Source organism: Demequina ureilytica, assembly GCF_048553575.1.
GTDB lineage: Bacteria > Actinomycetota > Actinomycetes > Actinomycetales > Demequinaceae > Demequina.
On record NZ_JBLZIE010000001.1, the window covers coordinates 1,063,363 to 1,075,232 of the forward strand.

Below are 11,870 nucleotides of genomic sequence, written 5' to 3' on the forward strand. Positions count from 1 at the left end.
CGCGCTCATGCATCGTTCATCGCACGTGCCGCGTGCACGGCGAGATGGTCATCGGTGCATCGGCAATCGGGGTGGGGAGGCGCCTGGGCCACGGGGATGACCCCGTGCGGCCCGACTCGCCAGGCGCTGGCCGCTCCTCCCCGCAAGAACGAGATCGCCGCACGCGCGATCAGCGCCCCCGCGACCGTGGCGGTCACCGGGTCCACGCGCGGCCGTCTCGAATCGCCCTGCAGAGCGAGCACTGGCCAATCGGCCCGGGCGTCGGCCTCGCTGAGTCCGATGCAGGTCGCGCAACGAGTCATCCCTGGCACGACCAGCGGGCCCACGCGCACCGTCGACTCTCCGCACTCCACCAGCAGGTGCGGCTGATTGGCGGAAAGCAGCACCCGGGCGCGGGCCACCGCAGGCCCCGACGAGATCAGCACATCGAGTGCGGCGTCGGCGTGGGCGCCGCGCAGCTGCGCGGTGGGCACGGCCTCCCGGACCCGGGCGAGAGCGACGGCACCGCAGTCCGCATCGGGAAGATGGGGCGCGCTCCCTGCTCGTGCGCGCGCGCCATCCACCACGGTGAGGGGGACTTCCGCTCGCGCGAGAGCGACCGCGGCCTCGGTGCCCAAGGCACCCGCCCCATGGATTCGCACACAGCGGTCACGGTCGGCGGGATGGTGCGCGGCGTGGGAGTCGTCGGCGATCAGCAGGCCGCGCTCGTCCAGCTGCGCGAGGAGATCGCCGTGCCGCCGGCGTTCAGCAGCACCCACGCGCCTGCCGCCCTCGAGGGAGCGCAGGAACCGTGCCTGGGAGGCTGTCACATCCTCGATCACGAGCGGCGAGTCCCATCCCACCTGAACGCCCTCGCCCGGCAGCGCGAGAACGGGGGCGGCGGGGTTCAGGTGCATGCTGACAGCGTGCCAGGCGTGGGGGAGCTGCGGCCTTTGTCCACAGGCGCAATGCGATGTCGGTGTCCGGCAATCGCGTGGCACCGCGTCCGGTGGTGCCGGGAACGCAAGACGCGGACCGCCCGTGAGGGCGCCCCGCGTCTGAAGCGTTCGGGTGCGGCGGGTACTACGCCTTGCCGAGGATGCGGTTGAGCTTGGTGCTGCAGACGGGGCACGTGGCCTTCGCCATGCGGCGGCCGTTCTCGGAGACAACCACGTTGCCCTCGGTCTCGCGCTTCTCCTTGCACTTCACGCAGTAGAACTCGCCCTTGTATGTTTCGTCCGCCATGAGGCATCTCCTTCAGTTGGCTCGCCCAGCGCAATGCGCGCTGGGTTCCGGTGGCCCCTGCGGGCCGATCACCACAAGCGTAGACGGACGGGGCGACAAAGCCGGACAAGCGCGCGCGTGCCGTGTCGCGTCACTCGCGCGGGGTGTCACCGTCCGAGCCCTCGTCCGATGCGCTCGACGGCCCGCGGTCTGCGTCGCCGTCCTCGCCCGTCGACGTCGTCTGCTCGTCCCCGAGGCCTCCGGCGAGCAGGGCCTCGAGCGCGCGATCGACGTCGTCCTCCTCGGCACCACCGAGCCACCGGGCCACCCAGGCCTGTGGGTCGTCCAAGGCCTCAGATCCGGGCAGCACGTCCGGGTGGGACCACACGCGGTCGCGCCCCTCGGGTCCGGCCTCGAGGGTGAGCCGTGACCACAGTGCCGCCGCATCGCGCATGCGGCGCGGCCGCAGCTCGAGACCGAGCAGCGTCGCGAACGCATCCTCGGCGGGCCCCCCGGTCGCACGCCGGCGCTGCATCATCTCTCGCAGCGCGCCGATCGATGGCAGATGCGGGGCGGCGGCGCGCACGGTGATCTCCTGCACCCAGCCCTCGATGAGGGCGAGCAGCGTCTCGATCGACTCGAGCGTCTCGCGCTGCTCTTCGCTGTGGTGTGACGCGAAGATCCCGCGGGTGAGAGCCTCCTGCAGCTTGGTCGGCTCCTCGAAGCCGACGTCTCGTACGGCGTCGTCGAGGGCCTCCACGTCGATGCTGATCCCGGCCGCGTACTTCTCGATGAGCGTGTGGAGGTGGCCGGGCAGCCACTGCACGGCCGAGAACAGCCGCACATGGGCGGCCTCACGCAGGGCGATGTAGGCACGGACCTCGTCCTCCGGTATGCCGAGCCCCTCGGCGAACGCGTCGATCGCGCTCGGCACGAGCACCACACGCGGCTCGGCGAGCAGCGGGAAGCCGAGGTCGGTTGCGCCGAACGCGTCCCTCGCCATCTCGCCAGCCGCCTGCCCCACGTGCATCCCGCAGACCGTGGGGCTCACGGACCCGACGAGAGCGGACGACTCGGCCCCGAGCCCCGGGCCGCCGTCCTCGGACCTCAAGACTCCGCTGAGCGCCTGCGACACGCTCGTCGCGACTGGTCCGGCCAACACCCGCCAGGTGGGCAGGGTCGCCTCGATCCACTCTGCCCGGCTCCACACCCGCGGCTCGCGGCCGGACGGGTCGAAGTCCGTCGCGGCGTCCAGCCACAGCTCGGCCCGGGACACGGCGGCACGGTGCTCGGCGGCGACATGCGCGGTCACCGTTGGGTCGCCGCCCTGTGCCGCGACGCCGCGCGCGACGTCGTGCGCGAGCTGCCAGTTCACGTCCTCGCCCTGGGACTGCGCGACGAGAGAACGGATCTGGCCGAGGACGTGGTCCATCATCGCGGGGTTGGACAACATGCCGCTGGCCTGGGCCAGAGCGGCGGGGTCCATGCCCATCCGCTCGAGCTCCTCGAGCGCGGACTCGGCGTCGTCACCGAACAGTTCGCGCAGCAGGCGCATCCACGGGGTCTGGTCGTCGGTCACTGAAGGCTCCTGGAGGTGGTGACGGGCGCCCGGCGCGCACGTTCTTCCAAAGTAACGAACGCACCGGCCGTTTGGGCACGCCGTTCGCTATGAGCAATGATGGGCAGGTGAGCGCCGTTCCCCCTCCGCCGCCGCTCGACGCCCTCGGTGTCGACGGCCGCCCCCTCTCCGATGACCACCGCGACCCTGGCGATCATCGTTCGATGGTCCTCGCCGCCACCGGCCTGGGCGCTGCCGTGCTGATCGCGGTGCTGTCCGTCCTGCCGGCCCCCTTCGCCATCGGTGGGCCCGGGCCTACTTTCGACACCCTCTCCGAGGTCGACGGCGTGCCGCTGGTCGAGATCGAGGGGGCCGACACCTATCCCGCGTCCGGAGAGCTTCGCCTCACCACTGTTTCCGTGGCTCGAGGCAGCTCCTCCGCCTTCACGCTCGGCCAGGTGCTGCGCGGCTGGGCCGAGGAAGCGAGCTACGTCGTGCCTGAGGAGGAGGTGTTCGGCACCCCCGACCAGGAAGAGGTCTTCGAGGAGCGGTCCGCGCAGGCGTGGATCACCTCGCAGGAATCGGCCACGGTGGCCGCGCTCGAGGCGCTTGACCGCCCGGTGCCCGCCGAGTTGGAGGTCGCCGAGGTCATCGAAACCTCGAACGCGACGGGCTTGCTAGAACCTGGTGACGTCATCGTCGCCCTGAACGGTGTCGAGGTGCCGACGTTCTCTGCGCTGTCGGACCAGTTGGCTGAGACCGCTCCCGGCGACGAGGTGACGGTGGAGTACGAACGCGACGGCGCGCGCGGCGAGGCAAGCTTCGCGACTCTCGACGACGGCAGCGGCGGAGCGTTGATGGGGCTGGGGATCGATCCACAGTTCGAGCTCCCCATCGACGTCACCGTGCAGATCGACTCGGTCGGTGGCCCCAGCGCGGGTCTGATGTTCTCGCTGGCGATCATGGACATGCTCACGGAGGCCGATGAGCTCGACGATGCGCGCGTGGCCGGCACGGGGACGATCAACGCGTCAGGCGACGTGGGGTCCATCGGCGGCATCACGATGAAGATGCACGGCGCCGTGGAGGCGGGAGCGGAGTACTTCCTGGCGCCCGTCGAGAACTGCGGCGAGGTCGTGGGGAACGTACCCGAGGGTCTCGACGTCTATTCAGTGGACACTCTCGACGACGCTTACGAAGCCGTGGTGGGGATCGGAAGCGGCGATACCGCCCAGCTGCAGTCGTGCAGCTGACACTGAACTACCCTTGAGTTGACTCAACTGCGAAGAAGGAATCACCTGTGACGTTCGACGACGACCGCCGTCCAACCCCGCCGCGCCCCGTGCAGGCGCCGCGCCGACGCTCCCCGCTGTTCATCACCGGAGTGGTCATCGCTGCGCTGGTGGTGATCACGGTGATCACGGCACAGATTTGGACCGAGGTTGCGTGGTACCGCCAGCTGGGCTTCGCTGACGTGCTGACCACGCAGTGGATCACGCGAGGCGTGCTGTTCGTCGGGTTCGGCCTGATCGCTGCCTTGGCCGTGTGGGTCACGCTCTGGGTGGCCCGGCGCGTCCGGCCCGCCGTGACCGGCAAGCGCACGACGCTCGACCAGTACCGCGAGCAGATCCAGCCGCTCGAGAAGATCGTCATGGTGGCGTTGCCCGCCTTCGTCGGACTGATCGCGGGGCTTGCGATGTCGGCTCGCTGGGTGGACTTCCTCGCCTGGCTCAACCACGAGGAGTTCGGAGTCGCGGACCCCGAGTTCGGCCTCGACGCGTCCTATTACGTCTTCACGCTGCCGGTGCTGCAGACGCTGGTGGGCTTCGTGCTCACCATCGCGATCCTGTGCACGATCCTCGCCGCCTTCGTCCACCTCCTGTATGGGGGCATCGGGGGAGGCCGCGGGTTCGTGGCGGCGGGTGGCGCACGCATCCAGCTGGCGATCTCCGGACTCATCGTCATGCTGGGCATCGCCGCGAACTACTGGTTCGACCGGTTCGCGCTGCTGAACTCCGCGGAGGAGCGCTTCTACGGCGCCTCGTACACGGACGTGAACGCGATCCTGCCCGGCCGCACGGTGCTGGTGGGCATCGCCGTCCTGGTGGGCCTGCTGTTCCTGGCCGTCATCTGGCGCGGCGACTGGCGCATCCCGGCCGTTGGCGTCTCGCTGATGGTGCTGTCCGCGCTCGTGATCGGCGGCATCTACCCCGCCGTGGTGCAGCGCTTCCAGGTGGAGCCCAACGCGCAGTCGCTCCAGGAGCCCTACATCCAGCGCAACATCGACGCGACGTTGTATGCCTACGGCATCGACGACATCGAGGAGATGCAGTACGACGCGGCGACCGAGGCGGAGGCCGATGCGCTCCGAGCCGACGCCGACACGACGGCGCAGATTCGCCTGCTCGATCCGACGATCGTGGGCCCTGCGTTCCAGCAGCTGCAGCAGAACAAGCAGTACTACAACTTCGGCGACGAGCTCGCGGTAGACCGCTACACGATCGATGGGGAGTCGCGCGACACTGTGATCGCGGTCCGTGAGCTCGACCTCGACGGCCTGTCGAACGAGAACCGCAGCTGGGTCAACGATCACACCGTGTTCACGCACGGCTTCGGGGTGGTGGCCGCATACGGCAACCGGACCACGGTCGACGGGCAGCCCGCGTTCTACGAGGGCAACATCCCGTCCAACGGAGGGCTCGGAAACTACGAGCCGCGCATCTACTTCGGTCAGACGTTGCCCGACTACTCGATCGTCGGTGCGCCAGAGGGCACCAGCCCCTGGGAGCTCGACTACCCGGATGACGATTCCCCCAACGGCCAGGTCAACACCACCTACGAGGGTGACGGCGGGCCGACCATCGGCAGTTTCCTCGAGAAGGTGCTGTACGCGATCAAGTTCGGTGAGGAGCAGATCTTCTTCTCCGACCGCGTCACGAGCGAGTCACAGATCCTCCACACTCGTGACCCGCTGGACCGCGTCGCCAAGGTGGCTCCTTACCTCGAGCTCGACCAGACCACGTACCCCGCGGTCGTCGACGAGCGCGTGGTGTGGGTCGTCGACGGATACACGACGACTGGTTCGTTCCCGTACTCCGCGCCCGTCGAGGCGACGGGGATCTTCGCGGGATCCGAGGCCGCTGCGTTCCCCGCGTCGCTCAACTACGTGCGCAACTCGGTCAAGGCGACCGTCGACGCGTACGACGGCTCGGTGACGATGTATGCGTGGGACGACGAGGACCCGATCCTCAAGACGTGGCAGAACATCTTCCCCACGGCGATCCAGCCCATGTCCGAGATCAGCGGCGACCTGATGAGCCACCTTCGCTACCCCGAGGACCTGTTCTCGATCCAGCGTCACCAGCTCCAGCGCTATCACGTGACCGATGCCTCGGCCTTCTACTCAGGTCAGGACATCTGGGCGACCCCCTCTGACCCCGTCCAGGCGGGCGAGGGCCTGCAGCCGCCCTACTACCTGTCGCTGCAGATGCCCGGTCAGGACGAGCCGTCGTTCTCGCTGACCAGCAACTTCATCCCGGGTGGTAACACGGACCGCAACATCCTGACGGGCTATCTGGCTGCGGACTCGGAGACCGGGGACACGCCAGGAGAGGTCGCGGACAGCTTCGGCACCCTGCGGCTGCTCGAGCTGCCGCGTGACACGACCATTCCCGGACCCGGTCAGGTTCAGAACAACTTCAACTCGAACTCGAACGCGCAGACCACGCTGAACCTGCTCCGCCAGGGCGAGACCGATGTGGTTAACGGCAACCTGCTCACGCTCCCGGTGGGCGGCGGTCTGCTGTACGTCCAGCCGGTGTACGTGCAGTCGAGCGAGGGCACGCGAGTGCCGTTGTTGCGGAAGGTGTTCGTGGCCTTCGGCGATGAGGTGGGCTTCGCAGACACCCTCCAGGAGGCGCTGGACCAGGTGTTCGGCGAGGGTGCCGCAGATGGCGCCGTCGAGGACCCGCGCCCGCCCGCAGAGGACGGCGAGGCCGTGGCTCCAGGCGAGGCTGGCGACGAGCCCGTCGAGGGTGAGGAGCCCGCAGAAGGCGACGAGACGCCCATCGATCCCGGGACCCTGACCGACCTCGAGGCTGCCCAGGCCGAGCTGCGGGACGCTCTCGAGCGTGCGCAGCAGGCGATCGCGGACGGCCAGACGGCGCTCGCCGACGGCGACTTCACCGCCTACGGCACATCGCAGGACGCGCTCGCCGCGGCCCTGCAGGACGCGATCGAAGCGGACGAGAGGATCGCCGCCATCCAGGGCGTCGCCACTGGCGAGGTGGCGGAGCCCGACGCGGCTGCGAGCCCCGAGCCCACGACCGAGCCGGCCGAGTAGCGCGTGTACCCGTGATTGGGCGGGCCGCTTGCACAGCGGCCCGCCCGATCACGGTCCGCGGCGGCCGCGATTTGGTCGCACGGCATGCGTCCGGTAGAGTCAGTGTTTGCCGACGCGGGGTGGAGCAGTTCGGTAGCTCGCCGGGCTCATAACCCGGAGGTCGCAGGTTCAAATCCTGTCCCCGCTACTACAGCGAACGAAAGCCCGGACCAAGTGGTCCGGGCTTTCGTGCGTTCAGGCCTTGTGCACGAGCCCTCCCCGAGGTGAACATCGCGTGGCAGCGGCCACCCGCGGCCGGGACGCCGCGCACCTGGGTCCTAGGCTGTGGCCGTGACTTCGATGCGCCGAGTGGGCCTGGCCGGTGCCACCGGCATCGGAGTCGGATCCATGCTCGGGGCCGGCGTGTTCTCCGGGATGTGGGCCGACGTGATGGCCGCCGGATCCTGGTATCTCGCGGCCCTCGCCGTTGCCGCCCTGGTCGCGACCGCCAATGCGCTGTCGACGGCTCAACTCGCCGCCCGGCATCCGGTCGCGGGGGGTGCGTACTCGTACGGCCGGCTCGAGCTCGGGGAGTTCGCGGGCCGGCTCGCGGGTGCGGCGTTCGTCATCGGCAAGACCGCGTCGGTAGGTGTGGGCGCTGTCGTGCTCGGCACATACCTGGTCCCTGACCACTCCCAGGCCGTTGCCACCGTGGCGATCGCGCTGTGCTGGGCGCTCAACGCGCGCGGCATCACTCGCACGGCGGCCGGGGCGACCGTCATCGCCATCATCGTCAGCGTGGTGCTGGTGGTGCTCATCCTGCTGGGGGCCTTCGCCCCTCGCTCATTCGGCTGGTTCGCGTATGCGCCGCTCGTCGCCCCGCCAGCCGATGCGGGGGTGGACCTGGCAGCGGTGCTGACGGGGGCATCGGCCGCGTTCTTCGCCTTCGCCGGCTACGCGCGCATCGCGACACTCGGGGAGGAGGTGGGTGCCCCGGAACGCACCATCCCCCGGGCAATTGGCATCGCCCTGGCGTGGGTGCTGGCGCTCTACGTGGGTCTGGCAATCGTGCTGCGCGGGGCGCTCGACTTCGGACTGGCGGGCGATCCGTCGGCGCTCGGCGACGCGCCCCTCGCAGCGCTCGCCAGCACCCTAGGGATCAACACCGCAGTGGTGACGGTCACGGCGGCGCTTGCGGTCGGCGGAGCGATGCTCGCGGTGATGGCGGGGGCCGGCCGCACCGCCATGGCGATGGCGCGGCAGGGGGACCTGCCGCGCTCCCTGGCGCATCAGGCGGGGTCAGGCGCCCCCGTGCGCGCCGAGGCGGTGATCGCCATCGCCGCCGTCGCGCTGGTGTGGTCGCCAGGGGTGGATCTGATCCTCGTGTCTGTGGCGACGATTCTCGCTTACTACGCGGTCGCGAACATCGCCGCGATGGCGCAGCGAAGGGCGGGCCGAACAGCAGCCCTGCGGGTGCCCGTCATCGTCTCGGCCGCAGGCCTGCTCGGTTCGCTCGTGCTCGGGTCGGTGGCGCTATGGGGAGCCTCCGCCACCCCGTGGCCCGCGGTCGCCGTGCTCGTGGTCATGGTCGGGTGGCCCACGGCGACCACCGTGGTGTCACGCGCACGTCAAGGCTGACCGCGGGGCGTCACTGCAGGACGAACGCGGTCCAGGTCCACCATCCGGTTGCGGCTGCCGCGACGCCGACGACGAGCGTGACCGCAAGGTACGCGATCACGGCCCTCGGGCGTCTCTCGCGCCACAGCACGACGGCGTCGACAGCGAGGGTCGAGAAGGTGCTCAGACCCCCGGCGACTCCACCGCCGAGCACGAGCAGCCAACCGGTGTCCGCGCCCGCGTCGATCACGGCGGCCGCGACCGCTCCCAGCAGCGCGGAGCCGATCACGTTGGACACGATGGTGGGCCACGGGAACGCGCCGCGCCGGTCCAATCGGCTGATGGCGTAGCGCAGCGTCGCCCCGGCACCGCACCCGATCATCGCGGCGATGAACAGCGCCGGCGTCACGGAGAGCTCTCGGCACGGCGCTCTTGCGCCAGTGCTAGCGAGGCGCCGCCCTTCCAGCCTGCCGCGGCGGCTGCAACCGACCCGACGATGGTGGCCGCGAGCACTGAGACGGCGGCGAGTCCGCTGGTGCTAGCGAGCCACGGCAGTGCTGCCAGCGCGGAGAACGTGGTGAACGCACCGAGCGCGCCCGTCCCGAGCATCGGCACCCACCAGCGCGCGCCCTGGATCATCACCCATGCCACGAGCACGCCCATCGCGAAAGCGCCAATGATGTTGATGACGACGATGTCGACCGGAAGGCCGGCGGCGGTCGCGGGGACCAGCTCGTCAATGACCAGTCGAAGCCCGCCCCCCATGCAGCCCCCCACGAACACCACCAGCGGCGCCACCCGCGGGTTCATCGACGGGCGAGCCACTCGTCTGCTGTCACGAGCTCCTCGCGGAGCGCTTTGATGACGGCGGTGGCCACGGCTTTCTCGATCATGGGCCCGACGAGCGGGACCCGCACTGAGACCGCGCCGTCGACCGTGAACTGGGTGATGTCGCCGTGTGGGTCGAGCCTCAGAGACCCAGAGGCGTGCCCAGGAGTGCCGACGATCTCCACTGCGAAGGTGCCCGTGCGCGCACCGGCGGTGGCGGGGTCCCAGACCTCCGTGAAGCGCACATTCAGTTCCGACCCGACAAACGGGCGGACCTCGGAAGGGATGGATGAGGCGGGAACAGACTGGCGAATCGAGACCGAGAAGCCGGTGGCGGGAGTGCCGTCCACGATCGCGTCGGAGTGTGCGGCGCCGGAGGCGTCGCTGCGGGCACGCGCGAAGGATTCGTCCGCGAACAGGGCCGAGATGTCGTCGGGCGAGGCGTGGAAGTCGTGGCTGTGCGAGATGTCCATAGTGTTCCTTACGAGGTGTCATCAGCGTATCGCGCTCGCCGGTGCCTAGGCTGGACCCCGTGGCAGCACTTCGAGAGACAGCAGAGCGATTCGGCCCCGTGACGGATGCGGAGGCGGACAGGCTCGCGCTCCTTGCGGGCGATTGGCAGATCATCGCCGACCTGTCCTTCGCAGACCTGGTGATGTGGAGGCAGGTGCCCGACGGATTCGTCGCGATCGCACAGTGCCGGCCATCGACCGGGCCCACCGTGCACCAGGACGATGTCGTGGGGACGAGGGCCGCGGCGGGCCGTGTCGCCCACCTGCAGCGGGCGATCGACGAGGGCGGCATCATCGCCTCGCGAGAGCCGCGGTGGGACGAGACGTATGCGGTTCGGGAGGACGCCCTCCCGGTGGTGATGAATGGCCGCACCATCGCGGTCCTCACCCGCGAGGTGTCCCAGGCAGTGTCTCGCTCCTCGAGTCGCCTCGAGCTCAACTACAAGGGTGCGGCCGACGACCTGCTGCACATGATCACCCGCGGGGAGTTCCCCGTCCAGACCTCGGTGACGGGACCCCGTCGAGGGGCGCCGCGCGTGGGAGACGGTGTGCTACGGCTGGATGCGGCGGGGCACGTGACGTACGCGAGTCCGAACGCGCTGTCGTGCTTCCATCGCCTGGGCGTGACGGGCTCGCTGATGAATCGCTCGCTCCCGCGCGTCACAAGCGAGGTCGTGCTCGACAAGGGCCACATCGACGAGACGCTGGCGATGGTCGTGATGGGTCGCGCGGCGTGGAGGACCGACCTCGAGGCCAACGGCGCGTGCTTGTCGCTGCGCGCGATCCCCGTGACCGAGGAGGGTGAACGGACCGGAGCCGTGCTGCTGTGCAGGGACGTCAGCGAGCTCCGGCGGCGCGAGCGTGAGCTCATCACCAAGGACGCGACCATCCGCGAGATTCATCATCGCGTGAAGAACAACCTGCAGACGGTTGCGGCGCTGCTGCGGCTTCAGTCGCGCCGGGTCGCGGCGCCGGAGGCAAAGGAGGCCCTCGCAGAGGCGATGCGCCGGGTGTCGACGATCGCGCTGGTTCACGAGACGCTATCCGGCACCCTCGACGAGCTCGTCAACTTCGACGATCTCGCTCAGCGGTCGATGCGCATGGCGGCCGATGTCGCGTCCCCCGGCGTGCAGGTGAAGATCGTTCGCGACGGGGACTTCGGTCTGGTCCCGGCCCAGTTCGCGTCGTCACTGGCGCTCGTGATCACCGAGTTGGTGACGAACGCGGTCGAGCACGGCTTCGAAGGGCGCGAGATCGGCACAATCACCGTGACGGCTTCGCGCGAGAGCGACCGATTGCACGTCTCCATCGAGGACAACGGGGTTGGGCTTGCGGGCGAGCCCTCGGGCCTCGGGTCGCAGATCGTCCGCACGCTCATCGAGAACGAACTGTCGGGCTCGATCACGTGGAGAAGGCTTGAGGGAGGGTCGGTGGTGGAACTCGACGCCCTCGTGGGGGACGATCGCTGAACCGGTCGCCCTCAGGCTCGCCGGGACCTCAGGCTCGCGGGACGCAGTGCGCCCCGCGAGCCGTGACGGAAGTTCGCGCTACTTCGCTGCGCGGCGCGCGCGAGCGGCGCGGCGCTTGAGGGAGCGACGCTCGTCCTCGGACAGTCCGCCCCAGACGCCGGAGTCCTGGTTGTGCTCCATCGCCCACTGCAGGCACATCTCGCGCACCTCGCAGGTGTTGCACACAGCCTTCGCCTTCTCGATCTGCACCAGGGCAGGGCCGGTGTTGCCCACCGGGAAGAAGAGCTCGGGGTCGTCGACGTCGAGGCATGCTGCGTTGTTACGCCAATCCATGGTTCCTCCTGGGTTTGGAGGCACAGCAA

At 69.5% G+C, this 11,870-nt stretch carries 11 protein-coding genes and 1 tRNA gene; 5 read left to right on the forward strand and 7 right to left on the reverse strand.

Translation table 11 applies throughout. From position 1 onward, the window contains the following. Window positions 1-5: 5 nt before the first annotated feature. The 3 genes from ACNI3K_RS04865 to ACNI3K_RS04875 all read right to left on the reverse strand — a co-directional run bounded on the left by ACNI3K_RS04865 (window position 6) and on the right by ACNI3K_RS04875 (window position 2,782). Window positions 6-896, reverse strand: coding sequence for a hypothetical protein (locus ACNI3K_RS04865; RefSeq protein WP_419390721.1), 891 nt, complete (start codon window positions 894-896; stop codon window positions 6-8). 166 nt (window positions 897-1,062) lie between these two features. Then, window positions 1,063-1,224 (reverse strand): DUF5679 domain-containing protein, encoded by a 162-nt coding sequence (locus tag ACNI3K_RS04870; protein WP_419390722.1) that lies wholly within the window; start codon window positions 1,222-1,224, stop codon window positions 1,063-1,065. A 130-nt stretch (window positions 1,225-1,354) separates the two neighbouring features. Next, window positions 1,355-2,782, reverse strand: coding sequence for a zinc-dependent metalloprotease (locus ACNI3K_RS04875; RefSeq protein ID WP_419390723.1), 1,428 nt, complete (start codon window positions 2,780-2,782; stop codon window positions 1,355-1,357). Between the two features lie 107 nt (window positions 2,783-2,889). Between ACNI3K_RS04875 and ACNI3K_RS04880 the strand changes: the two genes are divergently transcribed. From ACNI3K_RS04880 to ACNI3K_RS04895, 4 genes are all read left to right on the forward strand, one after another. Next, window positions 2,890-4,014 (forward strand): YlbL family protein, encoded by a 1,125-nt coding sequence (locus ACNI3K_RS04880; RefSeq protein ID WP_419390724.1) that lies wholly within the window; start codon window positions 2,890-2,892, stop codon window positions 4,012-4,014. Between the two features lie 47 nt (window positions 4,015-4,061). Next, window positions 4,062-7,103 (forward strand): UPF0182 family membrane protein, encoded by a 3,042-nt coding sequence (locus ACNI3K_RS04885; RefSeq protein WP_419390725.1) that lies wholly within the window; start codon window positions 4,062-4,064, stop codon window positions 7,101-7,103. 113 nt (window positions 7,104-7,216) lie between these two features. Next, window positions 7,217-7,290, forward strand: a tRNA-Met gene (locus tag ACNI3K_RS04890). A gap of 152 nt (window positions 7,291-7,442) precedes the next feature. Beyond that, window positions 7,443-8,720 (forward strand): APC family permease, encoded by a 1,278-nt coding sequence (locus tag ACNI3K_RS04895; RefSeq protein WP_419391102.1) that lies wholly within the window; start codon window positions 7,443-7,445, stop codon window positions 8,718-8,720. A gap of 10 nt (window positions 8,721-8,730) precedes the next feature. Here ACNI3K_RS04895 and ACNI3K_RS04900 read toward each other — a convergent pair whose 3' ends face one another. Genes ACNI3K_RS04900 through ACNI3K_RS04910 form a run of 3 tightly spaced genes read right to left on the reverse strand, consistent with a single transcriptional unit; the run spans window position 8,731 to window position 10,000 of the window. Then, entirely contained in the window at window positions 8,731-9,108 is a 378-nt protein-coding gene (locus ACNI3K_RS04900) for a fluoride efflux transporter FluC (protein WP_419390726.1), read from the reverse strand. Continuing rightward, window positions 9,105-9,524: a fluoride efflux transporter FluC gene (locus ACNI3K_RS04905; protein ID WP_419390727.1), complete on the reverse strand. Its 420-nt coding sequence runs from the start codon at window positions 9,522-9,524 to the stop codon at window positions 9,105-9,107. The genes ACNI3K_RS04900 and ACNI3K_RS04905 overlap by 4 nt, the downstream gene beginning before the upstream one ends. Beyond that, on the reverse strand, window positions 9,506-10,000 hold the full coding sequence (locus ACNI3K_RS04910; RefSeq protein WP_419390728.1) for a DUF2505 domain-containing protein: 495 nt from the start codon (window positions 9,998-10,000) through the stop codon (window positions 9,506-9,508). The genes ACNI3K_RS04905 and ACNI3K_RS04910 overlap by 19 nt, the downstream gene beginning before the upstream one ends. 59 nt (window positions 10,001-10,059) lie before the next feature. Between ACNI3K_RS04910 and ACNI3K_RS04915 the strand changes: the two genes are divergently transcribed. Then, a complete protein-coding gene (locus ACNI3K_RS04915) occupies window positions 10,060-11,508 on the forward strand; it encodes a sensor histidine kinase (RefSeq protein ID WP_419390729.1) in 1,449 nt (482 codons plus the stop codon). A 78-nt stretch (window positions 11,509-11,586) separates the two neighbouring features. Here the strand turns inward: ACNI3K_RS04915 and ACNI3K_RS04920 are convergent, their stop codons facing one another. Continuing rightward, window positions 11,587-11,841 (reverse strand): WhiB family transcriptional regulator, encoded by a 255-nt coding sequence (locus ACNI3K_RS04920; RefSeq protein ID WP_419390730.1) that lies wholly within the window; start codon window positions 11,839-11,841, stop codon window positions 11,587-11,589. Between the last annotated feature and the right edge of the window lie 29 nt (window positions 11,842-11,870).

Bases quoted from the DNA above. Each gene is read 5' to 3' on its own strand.
- ACNI3K_RS04865 (WP_419390721.1), bottom strand. From the start codon at position 896: ATGCACCTGAACCCCGCCGCCCCCGTTCTCGCGCTGCCGGGCGAGGGC.
- ACNI3K_RS04870 (WP_419390722.1), bottom strand. From the start codon at position 1,224: ATGGCGGACGAAACATACAAGGGCGAGTTCTACTGCGTGAAGTGCAAG.
- ACNI3K_RS04895 (WP_419391102.1), top strand. From the start codon at position 7,443: ATGCGCCGAGTGGGCCTGGCCGGTGCCACCGGCATCGGAGTCGGATCC.
- ACNI3K_RS04910 (WP_419390728.1), bottom strand. From the start codon at position 10,000: ATGGACATCTCGCACAGCCACGACTTCCACGCCTCGCCCGACGACATC.
- ACNI3K_RS04920 (WP_419390730.1), bottom strand. From the start codon at position 11,841: ATGGATTGGCGTAACAACGCAGCATGCCTCGACGTCGACGACCCCGAG.